Below are 24680 nucleotides of genomic sequence, written 5' to 3'. Positions count from 1 at the left end.
ATGCGATTATAAGGTTATATAAACCAAATTGGTTTGATACCCAATAGTTTAGATTTATAGAAATAATCAATCAAACTTATGTAAAATGAATTTTATTTCCAAATTAGCCCTAAGCATTTTTTTGCATTACAGGAAAGCATTTTCAAACGAAAGTTATCACCTGATTTCTGCTACTTTTTATGTGGAAATACTGTTATGGAAAGGGCAAATTTCAGTAGCTTTGTATATTCTTAATGCTCAATCCATATATTACTAGCTATGTACTTAATATTTGATACTGAAACAACTGGTTTACCAAAACGTTGGGACGCACCGATTACGGATACTGATAATTGGCCTCGATGTATACAGATTGCGTGGCAACTGCATGACGAAATGGGTAATCTGGTAGAACATCAAGATTATCTCGTTAAACCGGATGGTTTTAATATACCTTACGATGCTGAACGAATTCACGGTATTTCTACAGAACTCGCGTTGGAGCAGGGAATGCCACTGATGGACGTATTGGAGAAATTTAATATAGCGCTCGGCAAATCGACATTTGTTGTTGGCCAAAATATTGGTTTTGATATCAATATTATGGGATGTGAGCTCCATCGGATGAGTGTAGCTAATACCCTAACCGAAAAGCCGGTACTCGATACCTGTACAGAAGTTACGGCAAATCTATTACAGCTTCCAGGAGGTAGGGGAGGTAAATTTAAATTGCCAAACCTAACAGAACTCCATGAATATTTATTCGGTGTACCCTTTGCAGAAGCACATAATGCAACTGCCGATGTGGAAGCAACTGCACGTTGTTTTCTGGAACTCATCAAAAGGAAGGTTTTCACCGCCACTGAATTACAGGTACAAGAGGACTATTTTGAGTTATTTAGAGCCAATAATGCAGAACCGATTGAAGCCGTTGGTTTGCGGCATGTTAATTTAAAAGCGGCCTCGGATGAAATCAGAAAACGTCAGGCAGAACAGGAAGACGGTTTATCTAAAAAAGAACTTGAAGCAAATAAGGAAGAGCTTAAGGAAATTGATTTTGTTCATTTACACAATCATACACAGTTTTCCATCTTACAGTCTACGATCTCTGTGGCAGATTTGGTTAAAGCTGCAGCTAAATATAAAATGCCTGCAGTAGCTATTACTGATCACGCCAATATGATGGGAGCCTTTCATTTTGTTAGTAATGTACTTAATCATAATAAGGCAGCGGAGGCAAAGAACAAAGAAGCTATCGAAAAAGGCGAACAACCTACAGAAGTTATTATTAAACCTATAGTTGGCTGTGAGTTTTTTGTCTGTGAAGATCACAAAGATAAAACACGAAAAGACAATGGATACCAGATTGTCATGTTGGCTAAGAATAAAGAAGGGTACCATAATTTAGCTAAAATGTCTTCCATCGCTTATACGAATGGATTTTACTATGTACCCAGGATTGACAGAGGTGTAATTGAGCAATATAAAGACAATATTATTGTGCTTTCGGGAAATCTCTATGGAGAAATACCTAACAAAATTTTGAATTTAGGTGAAAATCAGGCGGAGGAGGCCTTGCTCTGGTGGAAACATACTTTTGGTAAAGACTTTTATATAGAGATGATGAGACATAACCAAGAGGACGAGAACAGAGTAAATGCAAGCCTGATTGAGTTGGCTAAAAAGCATCAGGTGAAACTGGTGGCTACAAATAATACCTATTATATCAATAAGGAAGATGCTCATGCACATGATATTTTGTTGTGTGTGAGGGATGCTGAAAAGCTGGCAACGCCAAAAGGAAGAGGAAGAGGCTTTAGGTATGGTCTACCCAATGAAGAGTATTTTTTTAAACCGGGAGAAGACATGAAGAAACTTTTTACCGATATTCCTGAGGCTATTTCCAACATTCAGGAAATCATCGATAAAGTAGAAGTATATTCGCTATACCGGAACGTATTGCTGCCAAAATTTGATATACCAGAAGAATTTCAGGTAGAAGGAGACAACGACGACGGTGGTAAGCGCGGTGAAAATAAGTATTTACGTCATCTTACCTATGTGGGGGCAGAAAAGCGTTATGAAAAAATTACTCCGGAAATACGGGAACGCTTAGATTTTGAATTGCAGACGATAGAAAAGACGGGTTACCCGGGATATTTTTTGATCGTGCAGGATTTTATAGCTGCGGCACGGGATATTGGGGTCTCCGTGGGACCCGGTAGGGGGTCAGCAGCTGGATCTGCTGTTGCCTATTGTTTAGGGATAACCAATATTGATCCGATTGCCTATGATTTACTTTTTGAGCGTTTCCTGAATCCAGACCGCGTGTCGATGCCCGATATCGATATTGATTTTGATGACGAAGGCAGAGGACGGGTTATGGATTACGTGATCAATAAATATGGAGCGAATCAAGTAGCTCAAATTATTACTTATGGTACGATGGCCGCCAAGTCATCTATACGCGATACCGCTAGAGTACTTGATTTACCTCTCTTTGAGGCAGACAAGATTGCTAAATTGGTGCCTAACCTCAAACTTAATAAACTTTTCAACATGGATGCGCAAGCATTGAAAAGTGCTTTACGAACAGAAGAGTTGGAAGGTGTTCGGGAACTTATTAATCTGTCTAACGGCAATGATGTTGGTGCAGAAACCATTAGACAGGCCAAAGCTCTGGAGGGTTCCGTTCGGAACACGGGTATACATGCTTGTGGCGTGATTATCACACCAGATGATATTACCAATTTTGTTCCGGTATCTACCGCAAAGGACTCGGAGTTGTATGTCACGCAATTTGATAATTCCGTGGTGGAAAGTGCAGGTCTGCTAAAAATGGATTTTCTTGGACTCAAGACACTTACTTTGATAAAGGATACCGTTAGTTTGGTGAAACATACAAAAGGAGTGGAACTGGATCCCGATAATTTTCCGATAGACGATATAAAGACCTATGAACTTTTTCAACGTGGAGAAACGGTTGGGATTTTCCAATACGAGTCGCCCGGTATGCAAAAATACATGAAGGAGCTTAAGCCAACGGTATTTGGTGACCTGATAGCGATGAACGCTCTATATCGCCCAGGGCCTTTGGAATATATTCCTAGCTTCGTCCGTCGCAAAAATGGAGAAGAGCCTATTACATATGATTTAGAGGCTTGCGAGGAGTATTTGCAGGAAACCTATGGTATTACCGTTTATCAAGAGCAGGTGATGCTTTTATCGCAAAAACTAGCGGGTTTCACGAAAGGTGAGGCCGATGTTTTGCGTAAAGCGATGGGTAAGAAACAGCGAGACGTACTCGACAAAATGAAACCTAAATTTGTGCAACAGGCAGCAGAAAACGGACATGACGCTAAAGTGCTTGAAAAAATATGGAAAGATTGGGAAGCTTTTGCCAGTTATGCCTTTAATAAATCGCATTCTACCTGTTACGCTTGGGTAGCTTATCAGACGGCGTATCTGAAGGCACATTACCCTGCTGAATATATGGCAGCTGTATTATCCAATAACATGAATGATATTAAGCAAATCTCATTCTTTATGGAAGAGTGTAAACGGATGGGATTGACAGTGTTGGGACCAGATGTGAATGAATCGTTTTATAAATTTACGGTGAACGAACAGGGAGCTATACGGTTTGGTATCGGAGCGGTTAAAGGAGTAGGAGCGGGCGCAGTAGATACCATTGTTAGTAATAGAGAGGAAGGAAAATATCAGTCGATAGGAGATTTTGCAAGGCGGAGCAATCCGCGGACCATTAATAAAAAGGTGTACGAAAGTTTAGTATATAGCGGTGCTTTTGATTGCTTTGGTATGACGAGATCCCAATTTTTTAATGTGCCTGAAGGGATGGGGCATAATGGTATAGAACGCCTAATAAAATATACGAACGATTATCAATACAATAAGAGTAATGCAGCGATGTCACTATTTGGAGGTACAAGTGATGCCGATATTCCAGAACCAACACTTCCTCCATGCCAAGAGTGGGGCTTAATGGAAAAACTACGACATGAGAAAAATGTGGTGAGCATGTATATTACCGGCCATCCGATGGACGACTATAGGCTTGAGCTGGCGTATTTCTGTCAGCACAAAGTGAGCCAACTGCATTTAATTGATAAAATGAGGGGAGGGGCAGGGAAAATAAAAGATAATGAGAATGAAGATCCCGGTATTGAGGTAAACGATAATGGCGTAGAAGATATAAAAACAGAGTTTGCGAAGATAAAAAATAAAGAAATGGTGTTGGGAGGGATGGTCACAGCGGTTTATCACGGGATGACGAAAACCGGCAAGCCCTATGGTAGGATGACCTTTGAAGACTACTCGGACTCCTATGAAATGGCGCTGTTTGGTGAAGATTATGTAAAATTCAGAGGGTTCATGAATGAAAACTACTTTTTGCAGATCCGTGGTACGGTTAGCGAGCGTTTTCGACAACAAGATAATTGGGAGTTTAAAATAACCGCTATTCAGCTCCTTTCAGAGTTACGGGATAAAATGGCTAAGTCTATCAGTATTCAGGTACCATTACATGATTTGAATCAAAATTTCGTAGAAAATTTGCAACATATCATTACCAAAAATCAAGAGGAAGAAGTGAGGAATTGTCAACTAAAATTTATATTACTTGATTTTGAAGATAAGGTGAGTTTAGAAATGCCGGCCAAAGGTCTCAAGGTGCATTTAAGTAATGAATTTCTGGAAGAGCTGAAAACGCTTACGGGAGAACGGGGCTATAAGTTAAATTAATGTCAGATTGTCACCCGCGATGGTTTGGCAAAACATTTGAAAAGCTATATTTGTATTCATTTATTAATGTATATAGAGAAATTAACAAATTAGTAAATAAAAATAAATTCAAAATAATGGCATTAGAAATCACAGATAGCAACTTTGATGAGGTTGTATTGAAATCAGACAAACCTGTATTGGTAGATTTTTGGGCAGAATGGTGCGGACCATGTCGTATGGTAGGTCCAGTCGTAGAAGAGCTTGCCAAAGAATATGATGGTAAAGCGGTAGTAGGTAAAGTAAATGTAGACCACAATTCCGATATTTCAACGAAGTACGGTATTCGTAATATACCTGCTTTGTTATTCTTTAAAAATGGCGAGATCGTAGATAAGCAAATCGGCGCTGTTCCCAAATCTGTATTAGCAAGTAAATTGGAAGCACAGCTCGTTTAATTAAGTGCTGTATCGATTTAGATCTTACGGGTTATTATAATGGCGGGTTCCAGACTTTTTCTGAAACTCGCCATTATAATAACCCGTACTTATTTATAAGTTATCTAGGCCTTCTTTAATTACCGTACATGCGTTGATAATCTCTTCTTCTGTAATTATGAGCGGAGGTGAAATACGTAAAGCGGTTTCGTGATGTAAGAACCAGTCGACCAATACACCGTTATTCGCACAATATTTACTGACCTTTTCTACCTGTTCAAAGGTGTCTAATTGGATGCACATCATGAGCCCCAAACCTCTTACTTCCCGTATTAGCGGATGCTTTAACTGTTGTTTAAAGATTTGATGTTTTTTATCCACTCCGGCCATTAAGTTTTCATCTAAGATAACATTTAAAGATGCAAGTGCGGCAGCACAGCTCACTGGATGTCCTCCAAAGGTTGTAATATGGCCCAGTATTGGATTGTCTTTGATTACATCCATTATTTCATGCCTGGTAATAAAGGCCCCGAGAGGCATGCCTCCTCCCAGGCCCTTAGCAGTTAATAATATATCGGGAACGATTTTATAATGTTCAAAAGCAAATAACTTACCTGTGCGCCCAAACCCTGTTTGAATTTCATCAAAAATAAGTAAAGTTCCCGTCTCATTACAGATACTGCGGAGCTTTTGGATATAATGAACATTTGGAATTCGGACACCGGCTTCTCCCTGTACAGCTTCAAGTACGACAGCTGCCGTGTTACTTGTTATCTTTGAAAGGTCTGCAATGCTGTTATACGTAATATATTGGATATTGGGTAGGAGCGGACCGTAAGGTGTTTTATACTTGTCGTCCCCCATTAGACTTAATGCTCCTTGTGTGCTTCCATGATAAGCTTTTTTTGCAGCAATAAACTCGCTTCTGCCGGTGTACTTTTTTGCAATTTTCATTGCTCCCTCAGTAGCTTCCGTGCCAGAATTTACAAAATACACATTGTTTAACTCTTGGGGAAGCAACGAGACTAACTTAGTGGCTAGGTTAATCTGTGGCTCCTGTACAAATTCACCGTAAACGGTTACATGTAGGTACTTATCTAACTGATCTTTTATTGCCCGCAATACACTGGGATGGCGGTGGCCGATATTGCTAACGGCAAAACCAGATACCAGGTCCATATATTTTTCGCCATTCGGGCCGTATAGATAAAGACCCTCAGCTTTTTCTATTTCTATTAAACGCGGTGAAGTAGACGTTTGAGCTGTATTTAACAAGAAAAGTTGACGGTTATTTAACATAATTTAATTGACGTCATTGAAAAAACAAAGTACCTATGAAAACAACATAGGTACCTCAACATATATTGGGAAAATACAATACGTTAATTAATGATTGTTTCTCCTATCGCGTAATTCTTTTAAAAGTCGTTCGCGAAACTCTCGTTCCGCTTCAAAAAATCTAGCCGTCCGTTCAGCATTTATGATAGGAATAAAGGCATCTCTATATTTCAATTTGAGCGAAAGAACTTCTGAATCGAATGCCAATTCTTCCTTTTTGTGCCCATCATCACTCTTTTTTTGATGTATCAATGCCCTTAGTTCTTTTTGGTATTGGTTGTAAAGCGGAAAAAAACGCTCTGCATCGCCTGGACTTAGGGCAAGTTCTTTCGTAATGTACGCTATTTTTGCTGCTTCAATTTGTTTAAAGCGATTTTCACGTTGATTATCCTGCGCATTTATACACAACAGGAAAGCAAAAAAAAGAAAACAGGTAAATAATAACTTCTTCATTTTATTTAATTAGATGTTATAATCTAAATAAGCTTCTATATCTTCTTCCGTAAAGTAGCGTTCAGTTGCTTGAAAAGACTCTTCCAGCTGCATATCATCTATAACCGACAAATCAGCAGGTTCCGTATAGTACTCTAGATAGCTGATAATTTCATTTTCCGGGATATTATGGAATCTTTGTTGCAGACTGTTGGGTGTATTCGTTGGCGAAAAAGTATAAACACCCACGGTAATAGCAAGACAGGCGGCTGCGGCATAACCGATCCAAGTGCTCCACATCCTTTTTATCCCCTTAGATGCTTTTTGCTCAACAGTTTTGCTTGTTTGACTATCGACAGCACGGTTGATTTTATTCGTAAGCCCTTCAAAATAATCAACAGGAAGTGTGTATCCAGCTGTGGGAGCTTTGTTTTTTAATTCGGAAACAAAAGATGGGTCATCCGCTTTTCCAAGCTCAGTCTGATTGATTCTGTTATGGATTCTTTGTTGTAATGTATCAAAATATCCCTCCGGTACCTTTAGAAAATCTTTGGTTTCATTTACTACTTTGATCCGCTGTTTTATTTTAATTTCCAACGAATTAAAATAATTTTCGGGAACAATAAATGGATTACTGTTCAAGATACCGGTAATTTGCTTGTTTTCCCAGTCTTGGTGTCGATTGTTTTTATTGTCCATAGCGTTCATAGTAAAATCGTTAGATAGTCCTATTTACAAAAGGTTTAATCGCTTTCATTAAAAAAATGCTCAATTTTTTTAACAGCTAAGTGATAGGAAGCTTTCAAAGCGCCAACGCTAGTGCCTAAAACTTCTGAAATTTCATCATATTTCAAATCATCAAAGTATTTCATGTTGAACACCAGTCGTTGCTTCTCTGGTAATGTCAATAATGCTTGTTGTAACTTTAACTGAGCTTGGTTACCATTAAAGTAAGAAGAGCTTGTTAAAGTTTCTGCTAAGTACGAAGATGAGTCATCATCTAATGAGATATTTTGATATTGTTTTTTCTTATTCAGAAAGGTAATACATTCATTGGTAGCAATGCGGTACAACCAGGTATATAGCTGTGCATCTGCTCTGAAATTAGCCAAATTTTTCCAAACCTTAACGAAAATGTCCTGTACCAAGTCGTCGGCATCGTCATGATCTACCACCAACCTTCTCACATGCCAATAAATTCTTTGCTGATACTTATTCAACAAAAGATTGAAGGCTTCATTACGCGTTTTCTCTACCGAAAATTTTTCAATTATAATTGAATCTTCCATTATATAGGGTATACTGTTAGCAAACAAAAACGGAGGTTGATGACCTGTTAGGAGCATCAGCAACCGTTTTTCTGTTAAACCCTTATTTGCGCTTGATTACTTTTTGAACAGCGCTTACGATGTTATCGGCATTTAAGCCATATTTAGCCATTAATTGGGCCGGTGTACCACTTTCTCCGAAGCTATCGTTCACGGCCACATATTCCTGTGGGACAGGGTTGTTTTTTACTAAAACCTGTGCTACACTATCGCCTAGTCCGCCTAAACGGTTGTGTTCTTCTGCCGTTACCACACAACCTGTTTTTGAAACTGATCTTAAAATAGCTTCCTCATCAATAGGTTTGATGGTATGTATATTAATTATTTCTGCGTCAATACCTACTTCGGCAAGTTTTTCCCCAGCTTGTATAGCTTCCCATACGAGATGGCCAGTAGCCACTATCGTAACGTCGGTACCCTCGTTTACCATCCAGGCCTTGCCAATTTCAAACTTTTGATCAGGATCCGTAAATATAGGTACAGATGGACGCCCAAAACGTAAATATACCGGCCCGTCGTGATTTGCTATAGCAATGGTGGCCGCTTTTGTCTGGTTATAGTCACATGGATTAATTACTGTCATTCCCGGAAGCATCTTCATCAGACCGATATCTTCTAATATCTGGTGGGTAGCACCGTCTTCTCCTAAGGTTAAACCAGCATGTGAAGCACAAATTTTAACATTTTTCCCAGAATAAGCTATAGACTGACGGATTTGATCATATACTCTTCCTGTTGAAAAATTCGCGAATGTTCCGGTATACGGGATTTTGCCGCCTATGGTAAGTCCCGCAGCTATGCCCATCATATTTGCTTCTGCAATACCAACTTGAAAGAAACGCTCAGGGAAATCTTTTTTAAAGGCATCCATTTTTAAGGACCCAATTAAATCTGCACACAGCGCAACTACCTTGTCATTTTTTTTACCTATCTCATGTAAGCCAGCACCAAAGCCAGAACGTGTATCTTTTTTTTCTGTATATGTATATTTCTTCATAATTAATAATCACCTAAAGTTTCTTCTAATTGATCTAACGCGGCTGCTAACTGTTCATCATTTGGAGCCACCCCATGCCATTTGTGCGATCCCATCATAAAGTCAACACCATTGCCCATCTCCGTTTTCATCAATATCATAATGGGTTTGCCTTTGCCCGTACGATTTTTGGCTTCAGCAAGGGTATCCAAAAGCTGATTCATATCGTTGCCATTCGTTTCCAGAACATCCCAACCGAAAGCTTCCCATTTCGCTTTGAGATTTCCGAGAGATAATACCTGTTCGGTAGAGCCGTCTATTTGTTGGCCATTTAAATCAATTGTGGCAATTAAATTATCTACTTTGTTATGAGGTGCATACATGGCCGCCTCCCAAACTTGTCCTTCCTGAAGCTCACCATCACCCATTAATACATACACTAGCTTATCGTCGTGATTCAGCTTCTTAGCCCGCGAAGCACCTATTGCTACTGACAAACCTTGGCCCAAAGAACCAGAGGCCACCCGTATGCCCGGTAGATGTTCATGTGTGGTGGGGTGCCCTTGTAAGCGGGAATTTATCTTTCGGAACGTCGCTAGTTCACTTATGTCAAAATAACCCGCTCGGGCAAGCGTACTATAGAACACCGGTGAAATGTGACCGTTCGACAGAAAAAAGAGATCTTCATTGATGCCATCTAAATTAAATTCCTTTCGGCGACTTAATTGATGAAAATAAAGCGCTACAAAAAAATCTGTACAGCCCAATGATCCTCCGGGATGACCCGATTGGCAGCTATGTACCATGCGTACGATGTCTCTTCGTACTTGTTTTGCAATGCTTTCAAGTTTTGCTATATCTGCACTCATTATAATTTGTTGTTATTCAGTTTGAAGTTGCTAAGATAATGATTAGAATCTATATTTAGGTGATCTGTTTATATAAGCGTTTTTTTACATTTATTTAAACAGGTCTTTGATCTGTTGTGACGCATTTTTGTTATCAACCTTTCGCACAATATGTTGGATAACCCCGTCTTCATCGATAACGAAAGTTGTGCGTGCAGTGCCCATATATTTTTTTCCATACATATTTTTCTCTACCCATACACCGTAATCACTTACAATTTTTTTATCCTCATCAGCTAAAAGATTGAAAGGTAATTCAAATTTGCTGATAAATTTTTGATGCGATTGCTCACTATCTGTACTTACACCGATAATTTCGAAACCTTCGCCCAATAACGATTGGTAATTGTCTCTGAAATTACAAGCTTCTGTCGTACAACCAGGTGTATTGTCTTTCGGATAGAAGTAAAGGATTATCTTTTTGCCTTTAAAATCTTTTAATTCAACTGTTTCACCATTTTGGTTTTTTGCTTTGATCGCCGGGGCTTTATCCCCCTCTTTAAGTACCGCCATTTTTATTTGGTTTTATATTAGCAAACAGCTTGTTAGCCGTTTCTGTAAAAAAATATTCCTATATCATTGACTGATAACAATAACCGATTTTTGTAGTCTTTGATAACCTATGAGTTATCGAAGAAAGTTAGCTTCGAACGTTTTTTCGTTGTCTTTCCAGTCTTTAACAATCAATTTAAAGTGATGTTCACCTTTAGCTAATTCCTTTTCAAAAGTATGCCATAATGAAGCCGTTTTGGCATCGTATTCCATCAGCACCCATTTCCCATCAATATAACCATTAAACGATTGTATCCCCGATAGGTTATCTGATATTTTAAAGTTTATGCGGTTAACACCCGATAGATTTTTACCGGATATCAGGTTAAGAGACCTTATAGTTGGTGCAATAGTATCAACATTAATATAGAAACTGCCAAATGTTCTGGCAGTTGTCGTTACATATCCGTCTTTATAGTAGCCACCTACTGCACCACCCGTTGCTTCAACAATGATCGCTTTTGCCTGCAGATGGGCAGGAAGATCCCTGGCTTTTATTGACAGGCGGTAACCCGCATGTAATGGCACCATCCGGTTATGGAGATTCTGTATTAAGGAATACCCTCCTTTAGACTGTGCTCCTTGACTGTACTGAAAATACAAATCACTATATAAGGCTCCTTCCGGTAAGTTCATTTGAACGGCATCACTTTTAAATTCATTTTCCTTATCATATCGAAATATAGCTGCTTCAGCAGTTTTTTTTCTACTTACCGTATAGTGTTGGTTGTTCTTGATTTGAAAAGAAAGAGAGCTCGTATTTCCTAAAGCGTCCCTTACTTTGTAGGTTATTTCATGAACTGCTTGGTCAGTTAAATTGATAATACCGTTATCAACAAGTTTTTGATATATCTCTAGCTTATTCCCGGGCTCTACAAAACTTTTCTGTGTTCTTCTCTTATGTAAGATATAGCTGGCGTAATCGATGTGGCTGTTGATCGCTCTACTGTTCTCGAAAGAAAAGCTCTCCCATACCGCAGCATAGATTGGTCGATTATCCAATAGCAATTCAATAGCGTATACCCCATTATTATTTGGTGACACAGATGTACGGTCATAAGCAACTATTCCAAAACCTGTAGCACCGTTGACGTCTAAGGGTTGTTGTGTGTTCAATCGATAGTTTCCATTACTTCCCACAATCTGGAGATGTTCCCGAGGTGTATTTTCATCATACCCACTGTCTCCAAATCTATAAACCGTTAACCCGGTAATTAGAGGGGGAACTTTATCTGGAATGGTCAAACCGAAAAGCTGTGCGTTAATGGGGTGCTCTGAATGAGTGTCCCGCAGCTCAAAGTGTAAATGAGGGCCGGCAGAACCTCCGGTATTTCCTGAATAGGCAATCACTTCCCCTTTTTTAACAGGAACTATATGACTTTCCAATGGAAAATCTACATCAAAACGTTCGTCTCCATATTGCTTACTTTTTACATGAGCGGCTATTTTTTCATTATAGCGTTGCAAATGCATATATACGCTCGTGTAGCCATTTGGATGGTCAATATATAATGCATTACCTCCGCCGCCTATTTGCACCCTGACCCGTGAAATATAACCATCTGCTACTGCATAAACCGGGTAACCCTCGCGTTGATTGGTGCGATAATCTGTTCCTGAATGAAAATGATTGGCACGCAATTCCCCAAAGGAACCTGAGGCTTGGGGAGAAAGGTCGAGGGGAGGCCTGAAATAGTCTTTTGGGTAAGTTTTGCGTTGAATTAATGGTTCTTGAGAAGATGCATAGGAAAACATCAAAAGCAAAGTTATGATAGTAACAACGTGTTTTGTATATGCCATATTGCTGCTTATTGGGGATGCTTGTAAGTTGCTATTGTTACTGCCGAACAATTATTAATTATTTAATGTGAAAATCTAATAACTTGGTATCGGCTATGTAGCCTTCCAAATGGTCTCCTATCGCTATACTACCAACACCCGAAGGCGTACCGGTGTAAATGAGATCGCCTTTCCTGAGCGTGATATATTTACTTACAAACGTTATGATCGCTTCGAACGAGAATAACATGTCTTTAGTATTGCCTTCTTGCACAAGGGCCTGATTTTTATACAGGCTGAAATTTATATCATGTAAATCAGCGTATTTTTCTTTTGGATACAAGGTGCTGATCGGAGCTGATTGATCAAAGGCTTTAGCAAGCTCCCAAGGTAAACCTTTTTGCTTATGCTGAGTTTGTATATCACGGGCAGTAAAGTCTATGCCAAGACCTATGGCATCATAATACGTCGAAGCAAATTTTGGCTGAACATGCTTTCCTTCCTTACAAATACGGATAACTATCTCAATTTCGTAATGAACGTCATTAGAGAAAGCAGGTATATAGAAGTCTCTATTGTCTTTTAATAATGCCGTGTCTGGCTTTAGGAAAATGACAGGATTTTCGGGAACTGGATTTTCGAGCTCTTTCGCATGAGCTGCATAGTTTCTTCCAATAGCAATGATTTTCATTTAAATAATTTTTACTTTTATGGCAATGAAGCGCGCCTGAGTTGCTTTCAATTTTTACATGCGGTAACTCATGCGGGTTTCATTCGGATAAATTATTGATATTTTATTTGTTTGTTTGGTATCAACGAACCCGTTATACTCGGTACATATGGGCATTCCTTTACCTTATTTTTTTTGAGATTCAAACCTACTATAAAATATGCGACAATCAAAAAAGTTCTATCTTATAAAAAAAATCCACCTTCACTAGGTGGAGGCGGATTGATTATCAGAAAAAATTACAATGTTTCTTTTGGGGTGGTGATATTATAACACCTCTATTCGCTTAACAATAGTTTCTGTACCAGCTACTACCCGAATAAAATAAAAACCCTGATTAAGCTTACCTCCTACATTAAAAGAATTGTTTTGTTCACCGGATGAAAGCCGTTGCGATAATAAGGTCGAGACCTCATTGCCCAGTGCATCCATGATTTTTATGGAGACGTTACTATCCTTATTTAATTTAAAAGAAAGACTTATCTGGTCAGAAATCTGATTAGGAAAGACCTTTACATTACTTAAAACTTTATCACTTTCATTATTGGTTAGTTTTTGCATACCGCTAACAGGAGCGAAGGGCTTAAAACCGAAATGTAGATTATCTATTTTATAATCTTTATTATCAGAAACCCTACTCTTTTTTGTAGGCGTTTGTTGAGCATGTAAAGTAGTAGAATCCGCTTTAAATGTACTTGCCGGTACGCCTTGTGCTTCTACTGATGAAGCAAGCAATAGGCTTATACTAAAAAGGGATATATATAGAAAGGTAGAGTATTTATATGCCATATGTTGATATGCTAGTTAGCTTGTATACAAAAATATAATAAAAATAGATCATTTTTTAGAATCAGACAAAAAAAGATGTTATTTTAACAATTTTTAACAACTATTTTCGTTAACCTATTTTTTCGTGGTTTTTAAAATACGGTTTTTTTATCCAAAAGTACCTTTCATTATTGTTTAAACGTAGTTTTGTATCAAAAAAATTACTAGGTTTGGGGAAGCAATCTTTATGTTAAAGGGATCTTTTAAAAGAAAGATAATAGCTACATTTGCCGCATAATTAATTTAATTCAGTGGATATAACGAAAGATTTTCATAAGCTGAGTGCAGCTGGTCTGCTGATTAGTTTAGGTGTAATATTTGGCGATATCGGTACATCTCCTTTATATGTGTTTAAAGCGATTATCGGAACCAGTGTTATTACTTCCAATCTTATATACGGCGGTCTTTCCTGTATTTTTTGGACCCTGACCTTACAAACAACCGTAAAGTATGTGCTGATTACACTTCGAGCAGATAATAAAGGGGAGGGGGGGATCTTGTCCCTTTTTTCATTGGTAAAAAGGAAAGCAAAATGGCTGATTTTTCCAGCGATGATAGGGGCTGCCGCGCTGATGGCGGACGGTATGATCACACCTCCTATTACGGTTTCTTCAGCTATAGAAGGTCTGAAGATCTACAATAAAAATTTACCTACGGTGCCTATCGTAATCGGTATAATTTCGTTGCTTTTTATCATACAACGTTTCGGTACCTCGGTGGTTGGAAAAGTTTTTGGCCCCATTATGTTTGTGTGGTTTTCTATGATGGGGGTGTTAGGCTTTGTTTATCTGATAGAATACCCGGAAGTACTTCGTGCATTAAATCCTTATTATGCAGTACATATTTTGGTCAATTACCCGAATGCTTGGCTGATTCTAGGTGCTGTATTCTTATGTACGACAGGAGCAGAAGCGCTATATTCAGACTTAGGGCACTGTGGTAAAGCAAATGTACGTATCAGTTGGATTTATGTGAAAATTTGTCTGCTGGTAAATTATTTTGGCCAGGGAGTTTGGCTGTTACAACATCAAGGTGCATTTTTGAATGACCAAAATCCATTTTTTCTTTTGATGCCTAATTGGTTCCTTACGCCAGGAATCATTATCGCTACTATTGCTGCCGTGGTGGCCTCTCAGGCAATGATTTCAGGATCCTTTACTTTGGTCGCCGAAGGGGTACGGTTGAATATATGGCCTAAAGTAAAAATAAATTATCCAAGTAATCAAAAAGGACAGTTGTATGTGCCATCAGTAAATTTGTTGTTATGGTTAGGTTGCATGTTGGTGATTTTGGTATTTAAAGAATCGCGCAATATGGAAGCCGCGTACGGTTTAGCTATTAATATGACATTCTTGGCAACAACGATTTTAATGGCGGCATATCTAATGAAAAAGCATACGCCCAGATATTTGATTTTCTTGTTTTTAATGGTGTACCTAATCATAGAATTTTCCTTCTTGATTGGTAACGCTGCCAAAATTACTCATGGAGGCTGGTTAACGTTGCTATTAGCCGGTTTGTTGTTTGGCGTTATGCTCTGCTGGTGGTGGGCTCGTAAGGTTAAAAATAATTTTGTGCGTTATGTGGATATAGAAGGTTATTACCCTATCCTCAGCGAGCTGACGGAAGACGAAACTGTTCCACGTTTTGCGTCACAACTTGTTTATTTGACTAGCGCTAATTTTAGATCAGAAATTGAATCTAAAATCGTTTATTCTATTCTGCAAAAGAAACCCAAACGTGCTGACGTTTATTGGTTGGTGCACGTAGACGTCACCGATGAACCCTATACCAATGAATATAAAGTCGATCACCTGATCAAAGGTAAATTGATCAGAATAGATTTTCGCTTGGGCTTTAGGGTCGAACAACGAATTAGTTTGTTGTTTAGAAAGGTAGTGGAGGAGTTGGTGAAAAACAATGAGGTAGAGATAACTAGTCGTTACAAAACTTTACAAAAATATAATATGGTGGGAGACTTTAGATTTGTAGTGTTGGAGAAAGTGGTATCCCGTTCAAATAATCTTAAATTTACCCAACGGCTGGTTGTTGATATTTATAATTTGTTGAAGAATTTCAGCCTTTCGGAAGAAAGAGGTTTTGGTTTGGATTCCAGCTTCGTTACCATAGAGAGAGTTCCGTTGGTTATCTCAGGCACAAAAGAAATTAACATTGAACGTGTTTATTGGGAATAGCGAGATCATTTATGCGCTATTTATTGTTATGTTCTTATTTAACTTGGATTTTTTGTAGCCATAGAGGAAATAAATAGCCAAACCGATTACTAACCAAAGTGCAAAGATGATCCAGTTGCTGGCACCCAGCTCGGTCATCAGGTAAAGGTTTACCAAGATACCGGCGACGGGCAAAGCTGAAAACTTGTAGATATAGCTCAGCACGGATAGGGTAATCCAGGCCAACCAGAAAAATACCGTGAGTGACTTGTGCTGAACAACGGCTTGAAAAGATAAAGCTTTCCATTCTTGTATAACTTCCTGCCCATATAAGTAAAGCCCAATACAGGTTATCAGGAGTGCTATCCCGACAATGAATTTCCCATTAATATAAGGAACCCTGAACTTTGATTGTTTGGAAATTCCGGTGTGGTCAAGGTAAAGTACACCACCACAAACTAATATGAATGCGAAAAAGGTGCCAACACTTGTTAGGTCAACAAAAAAATCCATCTTAAAGAAAAGCGCAGGTACTGTTACCACAATTCCAGCAATAATAGTGGCAAAACCTGGAGTCTTATATCTCGGGTGTATGCTGGAAAATTTCTTCCAAAGTAAACCGTCGCGACTCATCGTCATCCAGATACGTGGTTGCCCCAGCTGGAAAACTAGCAGTGCACTTGTTATAGCTACAACAGAACTGATAGAAATAATTCCCGCCATGAAATCTAATCCGGTCGATTGGAATACAAAAGCGAGTGGATCGTTTACATTTAATTCTGTATAATTTACCATGCCAGTTAGCACAAGTGTAATTAAAACGTACAATACGGTACAGATCAGCAGGCAATAGATCATAGCTTTTGGCAGGTCTCGCTGTGGGTTCTTACATTCTTCTGCGGTGGTTGATATAGAGTCAAAACCTATGAAGGCAAAAAAGACCGCAGCAACACCACTTAGCACTCCCTTCATACCATTTGGTGCAAAAGGAGTCCAATTTTCTGGTTTTACATAAAAAGCTCCACCAATGATAACAAATAGTACAACGCCCACTTTTAATATCACCATCACATTACTGGCGGTTCTCGATTCTTTAATTCCAATATAAACGAGCCAAGTAACCAATACAGTGATAAGGCCGGCAGGAAGATTGAATACAAACGCTAGATTTCCAATTTGGGGTGCCGTTTCATAAGCAATCGCCGCTACTTTTTCAGAGCTACTTAGTGCATCTACTCCAACTTCTTGAAGTTTAGTGAAAGCTTCATATGCTGACTCTGAAGATGTTGTTAACCAGGTAGGTAAAGAAATGCCAAATCCTTTCAACATGCTCACAAAATACTCAGACCAGGATATGGCTACTACCATATTTGAAACGGCGTATTCTAATATAAGTGCCCAGCCAATTATCCATGCGAAAATTTCTCCAAAAGCCACGTAAGCATAGGTATAGGCGCTGCCGGAAACGGGAACAGTACTGGCAAATTGAGCATAAGAAAGTGCTGTAAATACACAAGCGATTGCTGTGAAGACAAAAAGTAATGAAACAGCGGGGCCTCCGTTATAACTCGCTAAACCGATGGTGCTGAAAATACCCGCACCTACAATGGCAGCAATACCCAGCGATACTAAATCTCTTACTCCTAGTACTTTGGCAAGACCTCCGCTCCCTCTATGTTGTGCGTCGTGCTGAATTTGTTCAACAGTTTTTTTGCGGAAAAGTTTGTTCGCCATAAAGTGCTAGGTTAATATCTATATAAACTAGCGCCAAACATAAAAAAAAATCGCTAAAAGCAGACGAAAGATGTGAAAAACGTTTAAAAAACTATCAAAATATCGATTATTCAAAATTTTTATTGAGATGCTCGGCAATTTCGTTAAATATCGATTTATAGTTGTGGTCTAATTCCACTTCGTATTCGGTTAAAGCTTCTGTAAGTAGCTTTTTTTTCTCTTGGCCCAAACCTTTTTTCCAAAATTTCTTACATACCTGATCTAAGGCATAACTTACCTGCTCCATATTCCTGTAAGTCCCTAAATACTTGTCGGCAATAAAGCTTTTGAAGAAAAATACAAATGAGGAAGCGTCTTCTACACCCGACAAATTTAAAAATTCCACTAATTTTTTCTCATCAACGTCTCCAAGTTGTTCATAAAAATCATTTTCATGTAACCAGCTGTCCTTCAGCAACAGTCTATCAAGCAATAACTCTAAGGCTATATGTGAAAGAAAGGAGGTGCGTATAGGTGTATCAATAACCACTGGAGTTAAATGAGCCTTTAACTGTCTTGTTTTGTCGATAAAAAAAACATTGTTATGAAAAACCCTATCTGTTTCTATATGTCGGCGCCAACCGCGAAATATATTAAGCAACTTAGCATCCTTCACATATATCTCAGCATGTTTTTCAGGGAAAATACGGATTTCCCTATCCATATTCCGCAGTAAATCAGGAAGAATAGATCCTAATGTCCGTTCGGGATTGTTCTTTTTTCTCTCAAAATAAAAATGTGATAGGAAGTTCATAAAATTATAGTCTTTCCGAAATATTATTGCTTTTATTCTGTCAGATGAATATACACTTTTTTACCGACTATTTGTTGACATACTAAAAAATGTTGTATAACGATTTGAAAAACGATGGGTTCATGAATATGATCCAGAACCTTTATAATAGGGAATTTTATGCTAAGTTTGCAGGTTTAATTTAATAATACAGACTAATAGCTATAGAAAAATGGAATTTGTAGAAGAATTACGTTGGAGAGGAATGCTACAGGACATTATGCCTGGAACAGAGGAACAACTGAATAAAGGGGTCACTGCTGGTTATATAGGTTTCGATCCAACCGGTGATTCGCTGCACGTAGGACATTTAACCCAGATCATGACACTCATTCATTTTCAGCGCGCGGGGCATAAACCGGTCGCTCTGGTAGGCGGGGCTACTGGAATGATTGGTGATCCGTCGTTTAAGTCTGCGGAACGTAATTTATTGGATGAGGAGACATTACGTTATAACGTGTCGTGCTTAGAAGGGCAACTACGTAAATTTTTGAACTTTGAAGAAGGCAGCAGTGTAAGAAACGGCGCAGTTATGGTTAATAACTACGACTGGTTCAAAGATTTTAAATTTTTGGATTTTATACGTGACGTAGGGAAATTGATAACCGTAAATTATATGATGGCCAAAGATTCGGTGAAAAAGAGGATCGAGGGAGAAAACGGACTTTCTTTTACCGAATTTTCCTATCAGTTAATACAAGGATATGATTTCTACTATTTATGGAAACATAAAGGGTGTATGGTTCAGATGGGCGGTTCCGATCAGTGGGGAAATATCGTTACCGGTGCTGAGTTTATACGTAGACAAGACGGAGGTGCGGCTTATGGGTTAACTACACAGCTGATAAAAAAAACGGATGGTACAAAATTCGGTAAGACAGAAAGTGGTGCAGTTTGGTTAGATGCCAAGAAAACTTCTCCTTACAAATATTATCAATTCTGGTTGAATGCCAGTGATGAGGATGCAAAGAACTGGATAAAAATATTTACACTTAAAACAAAAGAGGAGATCGATCAGATTATCGAAGAGCATGATGCCACACCTCACCTGAGGATTGTGCAAAAGGCATTAGCTCAAGATATCACCATTCGGACACACTCTGAAGAAGCTTATCAAACTGCTATAAAAACATCAGACTTTTTATTTGGTGGTGGATCCTTAGATTTTCTGGTTGATCTATCGGATGCAGAAGTACTTGATGTATTTGATGGAGTGCCGCAGTTTGTCATTAAAAAGGGTGATTTGCACAGTGGAATAAATATTTTGGATTTGCTGGCCGTTCATTCGGGTGTTTTTAATTCTAAAGGAGAAGCCAGAAAGATGATTCAAGGAGGAGGCGTTGCTATTAATAAGCAAAAAGTAAACAACATTGATCAACAATTTACGGGTACTGATCTCATTAACGGGAAATATCTGATTGCACAGAAGGGCAAAAAGAATTATTTTCTAATAATAGCTCAATAGGTTTCGGTGGTTGCGCGTTACCAATTGGTTGTTTTGTTAGCTAATGGTAACGCTATCTTATCTTCTACTGTATCAATAAATTACATCCCCTGATGTCGCTTTGGTCAAACCTACCCATAATTTCAAATGTTCCATCATGATGTGTCCTGCCTAAGTCTTGGGTAGCAATAAAAGAGCAAGAGTTTATGTTTGCAAGATCAATTACGTTGATAACACCTGTTTTACCAACTGGGAGTATAGCCAGTGGGTCGTTAACGTCCCGTATCATTACCTTCATCCATGGTGGACATTTAAAAATACCATTTCCTTTAGAATAAGCTTGTGATAATAATTCTGTCATACCGTATTCCGAGTGAATTTGATCAACACCGAAACCTTTGCGTAGTATCTCGTGAAGTTCAATCCGAATCATCTCCTTACGTTTTCCTTTCATGCCACCGGTTTCCATAACCATAAGGTTGGGGAAATTCATCGGAAAATTTTCTATGAAATCTAACAAAGCATATGTTACGCCAATCAGCAACGCGGGGGTATTACTTTCTTTGAGCTGCTGCATACGTACAGCCAACGCTTCGTGATTATAAAGAAAGTAATCACTATAAGCCGGGTGTCCTCCACTAATCAAATCGTCTACCATATAAATAAGCGATGAACCTGTCCTTTCCAAATAAGAAGGGAGTAACGCAAGTATGGCCATGTTTTTGATAGGTCCATAAAAGAGATGGAAAGCATTTCTATAACTGTGTTCATAAATACTTACATCACTGACCAGGTGTTTACTCTGCTGCATACCGGTAGTACCCGAACTGCTAAAGATAATCGATGGACTGAGCCCCCGGAGGATGACATCTTTAGTTTTGAAAAATTCTATGGGTAAAAATGGTATTTTATCTATCTCTTGCACGTTTTCCTTATCAACACCCAAATAGGATAAATAAGACGCATACACAGGATTTTCCGTTGCCTGTATTTTAAATATGCGAAGCACCAGTTGCTCAAATTGTTCAGCTGAGCTGATATTAAAAATTTCTTCTTTGCTAATAGTCGACATATGTTGCTCTTGCAAAGATAGTGGATTAATTGCTAAAATATTTTTTAGTGTACTGTCCGGCCAATCCAGCTAACCCAGCGGTAATAGCACCCGGCAAAGCACTGATTAGTAATATCCATATCCACCCATAGTCATCCGTTGGCAAACCCAATAGAATGGCTATTCTGTTTGCCAATATATGATCATTCGTAAAACTTAGATAAAAACTAATGATAAACCAGGCGGTGTAAACTGCCGCAAAACATATAAAGAACGAGTGCTTGGCATTTTTATTAAATAAGAAAGAAATGATAAATGCAATGGGCGATACGATCCACCAAGGTAAAATTAGTTGAGCAAGAACCGTGGTTATAATTAAAACAAAAAACATCAGCTATTTTTTAGTAAAGTTTGTCTGGTATTTTATACGGGGATTGTCGGCACGGTTGTTTTCTAAGAATAGTAGTTCCTTTAGTTCACCCGTTGCCCAGTAGTCGAGCTGATTATCATAAAATTTGCTCCCGGGATTACCTGATGCCCCACCTGGGAGTATACCAAAGCCGGTGGGTGTATCCCCCAAAGCTATCACCATCCGCCACGAAGGGCCATTTTTTTCCTGCAGGGCATTTACTGTTTTTGGGGATCCACCGATAATCAGTTTTGGAGTTCCTAAGCCCTTGATATTCGCAAGGTGAGGAACATGGCTGCTCTTAACCTTACCCCATTGCCATTTGTCCCCTAAGACGCCATATTGCTCTGTTAATTGTTGAACAGCGGTTTGCAAACTTTCAACAAGGAAATTCATCCGCGCGTTCTGCTGCCGGGTCAAGTCTTTGCTAAACCATATCGACTCGGGGTTTCCTAGCAGTATGCCCACTGTCCTGTCTCGACTGGGACGTCTCATTTTTAGTGTAGGTTGATTGAATTTATCATCCCAAAGCAGTTTTTCTATGGTTTCATACCAATGATCAAATACCGTTGCAGCGATAGATTCTTTATCGTAATGATGATCCCATGTCTTCAATAATTCTATAATTTGTTTCTCCTTGGTTGAGAACGTGTTGTTTTGCGCTATTACTTGAATGAGTGTGTCAAGTATGTCATCCGCAAGGATACTTTTTGTATCCATTTGTAAGCGTTGAAAACTATCAATACTAATTTCTTGTAAATGGCGAAGTTGCTGATTAATCCGATGTCCTCTATCATAGGAAGCGAATTGCCAATCTAAATAATAAGGATATGTCTGATCAACAGGTGATTGATTTGCCGAACTGACGAACCCGCGTGCTGGATTTGTCACTGTGGGATTATGTTCTACTGGAATTCTGCCTTGCCACTCATTTTCTGAAAGGCTACCATCCAATATATATTTACCCTGCTCATACCATTTCAACGGGAAATAGCCATTCGATGTAATGGCTATGTTATCCTGGTTGTCTGCGTATACAAAATTTTGTGCCGGCGCTGTAAAGTATTTCAATGCATGCTGATAATCTTTATGATGCTGGGCTCTATTCAATTCATAGAATGCCCTAAGGTCATTGGATGGTAAATGTGCAACCCATTTCAGCGCTGCGTTTTCAGGAATATTGTTCGTTGGGTTCCATTCCTCATCCTTTTCACCATCGAGATAACTAATAGGGCCGTAATGGGTATAATAAACGGTGTCATACACTGTTTCTCCTGCTCTAATTTTTATCTCTTCAATTTTTTTTGTTGTCTTCAACCACTGCTTGTCATATAGGTATAGGTCTTTTTGATCGTCTTTGAATGTGATTTGGTACCAGTCCAACACGTCTGAGCCCACGTTAGTAACTCCCCATGCAACCGATCGGTTAAACCCGATGATCACACATGGGGCACCCGGGATGGAAACGCCGTAACTATTATTCGAACCATTGGCCAACTGTATCTGATACCAGATGCTGGGCAAGGTCAAATTAAGATGCGGATCATTTGCCAGTATGGGTTTACCGGTATTACTCTTTTTGGATGAAACTGCCCAATTGTTACTACCTATATTTTCTTCTTTTTTGCCGGTAAGTAATGTGTTGTCCTCCCAAACATTCAGGTGTTCAGTGCTTTTTGTACTATTTTTGGTGTTGTTTGAAGACCGAATAACGGAGCTTGCTCCAGAGGGGGTGATGGCATCGAACTTCCATGGTGTTCCGGCAGGTATAATAGGATCTTCCCTATGAGGATAGTTGGGAAATAAATTGTCTGTGGTTTCTTTTCCAAAAACGTCCAGTATCCGTGTCATAAAAAGTTCGTCTGATCCACCCGATAAGGTTGCCGACATCAGTTTCAATAAAAGGGCCGAATTTAATGGTTTCCAAGGCTCTGGTTTGTAATCTAATATTTTGAATTCCAGTGGATAGTCTTTTGGCGAAAGTTCTTTTATATAAGCGTTCACTCCATCAGCATAGGCGGTTAACAACAATCTACTTGTGGAATCTTTAAAACTTTCTTCCAGCATTTTTTCTGCTCCGTAGACCATTCCCATTCTACGCTGATAGCGGTCTAACGGAAGCGCCTGTTTACCCACTACTTCTGCAAGTCGGCCACTGGCGTAACGGGTTTGGAAGTCCATTTGCCATAAGCGGTCTTTCGCTGTGATATATCCCTGTACAAAATAGAGATCATAGTCATTTTGAGCAAAAATATGTGGAATATGCTCATCATCATAAAGCACCGAAACATGGTCAGTTATACCATCAATCGATAATTCGACATTGCTCTGGTTATCAGAGGTCGGTTCAGCATTTTGCCAAAGTCCCTTATAAGGATCGAAGAATTTTCCCAGAGGTGGTATATTGCCTATTTTGTTGTTTAATAATACTGTAACAGTTATACATAATATGAGGGTAATAATGGCTTTTATAAGTTTCATATAAATGATATTATAATCTGTGACAGTTGCGTGTAGGTTTCGGTATTACTGTATGTCTGCAATTTACATAGATTGTCCTTAAATTCCAACGAATTCATCTGTAGAAATTGTAGATAAAAAAATGGACGGATTAATATATGTTGATACGCTCGACAATATATGGATCTCTTTGTCTTACAATCTGTTTGGGAACGTTTTCATTTTAAAATAACGGAACCAGGTTTACTTCGATTATTTAAATCGATAACTTGTATAAGATAGACCAAATAATACCGGGATATCAATCAACATAATGATAATTTTTTCGAAGGCCAATTTTTTTAATATGCTGTTTGATATTGGCATTGCAAAACGTACGACTGTTACTTAAAAGCTTACTGAATCCAGAAACCGTATATTGAAATAGATGGATGTTAAAATGATTTAGCAACACAATTGTAAAACCAATTTAATTAAAATTTGCAAATGTTTATATGGTTTCTTTAGATTTGCACTATCCTATACAACTAAATTATGTGAAAATTAACC

General features: G+C 38.7%; 19 protein-coding genes. 4 read left to right on the top strand and 15 right to left on the bottom strand.

Going from position 1 to position 24680, the window contains the following annotated elements:
* The first annotated feature begins 258 nt into the window (after positions 1–258).
* Positions 259–4740: a DNA polymerase III subunit alpha gene (gene dnaE / locus H8S90_RS22400; RefSeq protein WP_187340013.1), complete on the top strand. Its 4482-nt coding sequence runs from the start codon at positions 259–261 to the stop codon at positions 4738–4740.
* Positions 4741–4856: 116 nt separating this feature from the next.
* A complete protein-coding gene (trxA, locus tag H8S90_RS22395; protein ID WP_134090599.1) occupies positions 4857–5177 on the top strand; it encodes a thioredoxin in 321 nt (106 codons plus the stop codon).
* A 93-nt stretch (positions 5178–5270) separates the two neighbouring features.
* Here trxA and H8S90_RS22390 read toward each other — a convergent pair whose 3' ends face one another.
* The 10 genes from H8S90_RS22390 to H8S90_RS22345 all read right to left on the bottom strand — a co-directional run bounded on the left by H8S90_RS22390 (position 5271) and on the right by H8S90_RS22345 (position 13988).
* The gene (locus H8S90_RS22390) at positions 5271–6455 is read right to left on the bottom strand and encodes an aspartate aminotransferase family protein (RefSeq protein WP_187340012.1); all 1185 of its coding nucleotides are present in this window, start codon (positions 6453–6455) and stop codon (positions 5271–5273) included.
* Positions 6456–6542: 87 nt separating this feature from the next.
* Positions 6543–6947: a hypothetical protein gene (locus H8S90_RS22385; RefSeq protein WP_187340011.1), complete on the bottom strand. Its 405-nt coding sequence runs from the start codon at positions 6945–6947 to the stop codon at positions 6543–6545.
* 9 nt (positions 6948–6956) lie between these two features.
* A complete protein-coding gene (locus H8S90_RS22380; protein WP_187340010.1) occupies positions 6957–7625 on the bottom strand; it encodes a DUF4179 domain-containing protein in 669 nt (222 codons plus the stop codon).
* Positions 7626–7669: 44 nt separating this feature from the next.
* A complete protein-coding gene (locus H8S90_RS22375; protein ID WP_187340009.1) occupies positions 7670–8215 on the bottom strand; it encodes an RNA polymerase sigma factor in 546 nt (181 codons plus the stop codon).
* A gap of 82 nt (positions 8216–8297) precedes the next feature.
* Positions 8298–9251: a transketolase family protein gene (locus H8S90_RS22370; protein ID WP_187340008.1), complete on the bottom strand. Its 954-nt coding sequence runs from the start codon at positions 9249–9251 to the stop codon at positions 8298–8300.
* Positions 9252–9253: 2 nt separating this feature from the next.
* On the bottom strand, positions 9254–10099 hold the full coding sequence (locus tag H8S90_RS22365) for a transketolase (RefSeq protein WP_187340007.1): 846 nt from the start codon (positions 10097–10099) through the stop codon (positions 9254–9256).
* A gap of 90 nt (positions 10100–10189) precedes the next feature.
* Positions 10190–10651, bottom strand: coding sequence for a thioredoxin-dependent thiol peroxidase (gene bcp, locus H8S90_RS22360; RefSeq protein WP_187340006.1), 462 nt, complete (start codon positions 10649–10651; stop codon positions 10190–10192).
* A 114-nt stretch (positions 10652–10765) separates the two neighbouring features.
* On the bottom strand, positions 10766–12490 hold the full coding sequence (locus H8S90_RS22355; protein ID WP_187340005.1) for a M23 family metallopeptidase: 1725 nt from the start codon (positions 12488–12490) through the stop codon (positions 10766–10768).
* Positions 12491–12548: 58 nt separating this feature from the next.
* Positions 12549–13160: a fumarylacetoacetate hydrolase family protein gene (locus H8S90_RS22350; RefSeq protein WP_187340004.1), complete on the bottom strand. Its 612-nt coding sequence runs from the start codon at positions 13158–13160 to the stop codon at positions 12549–12551.
* A gap of 306 nt (positions 13161–13466) precedes the next feature.
* Positions 13467–13988 carry a T9SS type A sorting domain-containing protein gene (locus H8S90_RS22345; RefSeq protein WP_187340003.1) on the bottom strand — a complete coding sequence of 174 codons (522 nt, stop codon included), beginning with the start codon at positions 13986–13988 and terminating at the stop codon, positions 13467–13469.
* Positions 13989–14278: 290 nt separating this feature from the next.
* Between H8S90_RS22345 and H8S90_RS22340 the strand changes: the two genes are divergently transcribed.
* Positions 14279–16222, top strand: a complete 1944-nt coding sequence (locus tag H8S90_RS22340) for a KUP/HAK/KT family potassium transporter (protein WP_187340002.1) — start codon at positions 14279–14281, stop codon at positions 16220–16222.
* Between the two features lie 9 nt (positions 16223–16231).
* Here H8S90_RS22340 and H8S90_RS22335 read toward each other — a convergent pair whose 3' ends face one another.
* Both H8S90_RS22335 and H8S90_RS22330 read right to left on the bottom strand, forming a co-directional pair.
* Complete coding sequence (locus tag H8S90_RS22335) at positions 16232–17935, bottom strand: amino acid permease (RefSeq protein WP_187340001.1); 1704 nt, start codon at positions 17933–17935, stop codon at positions 16232–16234.
* A gap of 106 nt (positions 17936–18041) precedes the next feature.
* Positions 18042–18728: a hypothetical protein gene (locus H8S90_RS22330; RefSeq protein ID WP_187340000.1), complete on the bottom strand. Its 687-nt coding sequence runs from the start codon at positions 18726–18728 to the stop codon at positions 18042–18044.
* 211 nt (positions 18729–18939) lie between these two features.
* Here H8S90_RS22330 and tyrS point away from each other — a divergent pair, with 211 nt between their 5' ends.
* Complete coding sequence (tyrS, locus tag H8S90_RS22325) at positions 18940–20232, top strand: tyrosine--tRNA ligase (protein ID WP_187339999.1); 1293 nt, start codon at positions 18940–18942, stop codon at positions 20230–20232.
* A gap of 64 nt (positions 20233–20296) precedes the next feature.
* Here tyrS and H8S90_RS22320 read toward each other — a convergent pair whose 3' ends face one another.
* From H8S90_RS22320 to H8S90_RS22310, 3 genes are read right to left on the bottom strand one after another with little or no spacing between them, the layout of a single operon-like run.
* On the bottom strand, positions 20297–21283 hold the full coding sequence (locus H8S90_RS22320) for an acyl transferase (protein WP_187339998.1): 987 nt from the start codon (positions 21281–21283) through the stop codon (positions 20297–20299).
* A gap of 25 nt (positions 21284–21308) precedes the next feature.
* Positions 21309–21653 (bottom strand): hypothetical protein, encoded by a 345-nt coding sequence (locus H8S90_RS22315; protein ID WP_187339997.1) that lies wholly within the window; start codon positions 21651–21653, stop codon positions 21309–21311.
* A gap of 3 nt (positions 21654–21656) precedes the next feature.
* The gene (locus H8S90_RS22310) at positions 21657–24152 is read right to left on the bottom strand and encodes a penicillin acylase family protein (RefSeq protein ID WP_187339996.1); all 2496 of its coding nucleotides are present in this window, start codon (positions 24150–24152) and stop codon (positions 21657–21659) included.
* Between the last annotated feature and the right edge of the window lie 528 nt (positions 24153–24680).

Source organism: Olivibacter sp. SDN3, assembly GCF_014334135.1.
Classification (GTDB): Bacteria; Bacteroidota; Bacteroidia; order Sphingobacteriales; family Sphingobacteriaceae; genus Olivibacter.
Note: the sequence above shows the minus strand (reverse complement) of the source record. Positions and strands in the feature narration are given on the sequence as shown.

Excerpts from the sequence above, each read along its gene's own strand:
- dnaE (WP_187340013.1), top strand. The coding sequence starts at position 259 with ATGTACTTAATATTTGATACTGAAACAACTGGTTTACCAAAACGTTGG.
- trxA (WP_134090599.1), top strand. The coding sequence starts at position 4,857 with ATGGCATTAGAAATCACAGATAGCAACTTTGATGAGGTTGTATTGAAA.
- H8S90_RS22390 (WP_187340012.1), bottom strand. The coding sequence starts at position 6,455 with ATGTTAAATAACCGTCAACTTTTCTTGTTAAATACAGCTCAAACGTCT.
- H8S90_RS22385 (WP_187340011.1), bottom strand. The coding sequence starts at position 6,947 with ATGAAGAAGTTATTATTTACCTGTTTTCTTTTTTTTGCTTTCCTGTTG.
- H8S90_RS22380 (WP_187340010.1), bottom strand. The coding sequence starts at position 7,625 with ATGGACAATAAAAACAATCGACACCAAGACTGGGAAAACAAGCAAATT.
- H8S90_RS22375 (WP_187340009.1), bottom strand. The coding sequence starts at position 8,215 with ATGGAAGATTCAATTATAATTGAAAAATTTTCGGTAGAGAAAACGCGT.
- H8S90_RS22370 (WP_187340008.1), bottom strand. The coding sequence starts at position 9,251 with ATGAAGAAATATACATATACAGAAAAAAAAGATACACGTTCTGGCTTT.
- H8S90_RS22365 (WP_187340007.1), bottom strand. The coding sequence starts at position 10,099 with ATGAGTGCAGATATAGCAAAACTTGAAAGCATTGCAAAACAAGTACGA.
- bcp (WP_187340006.1), bottom strand. The coding sequence starts at position 10,651 with ATGGCGGTACTTAAAGAGGGGGATAAAGCCCCGGCGATCAAAGCAAAA.
- H8S90_RS22355 (WP_187340005.1), bottom strand. The coding sequence starts at position 12,490 with ATGGCATATACAAAACACGTTGTTACTATCATAACTTTGCTTTTGATG.
- H8S90_RS22350 (WP_187340004.1), bottom strand. The coding sequence starts at position 13,160 with ATGAAAATCATTGCTATTGGAAGAAACTATGCAGCTCATGCGAAAGAG.
- H8S90_RS22345 (WP_187340003.1), bottom strand. The coding sequence starts at position 13,988 with ATGGCATATAAATACTCTACCTTTCTATATATATCCCTTTTTAGTATA.
- H8S90_RS22335 (WP_187340001.1), bottom strand. The coding sequence starts at position 17,935 with ATGGCGAACAAACTTTTCCGCAAAAAAACTGTTGAACAAATTCAGCAC.
- H8S90_RS22330 (WP_187340000.1), bottom strand. The coding sequence starts at position 18,728 with ATGAACTTCCTATCACATTTTTATTTTGAGAGAAAAAAGAACAATCCC.
- tyrS (WP_187339999.1), top strand. The coding sequence starts at position 18,940 with ATGGAATTTGTAGAAGAATTACGTTGGAGAGGAATGCTACAGGACATT.
- H8S90_RS22320 (WP_187339998.1), bottom strand. The coding sequence starts at position 21,283 with ATGTCGACTATTAGCAAAGAAGAAATTTTTAATATCAGCTCAGCTGAA.
- H8S90_RS22315 (WP_187339997.1), bottom strand. The coding sequence starts at position 21,653 with ATGTTTTTTGTTTTAATTATAACCACGGTTCTTGCTCAACTAATTTTA.
- H8S90_RS22310 (WP_187339996.1), bottom strand. The coding sequence starts at position 24,152 with ATGAAACTTATAAAAGCCATTATTACCCTCATATTATGTATAACTGTT.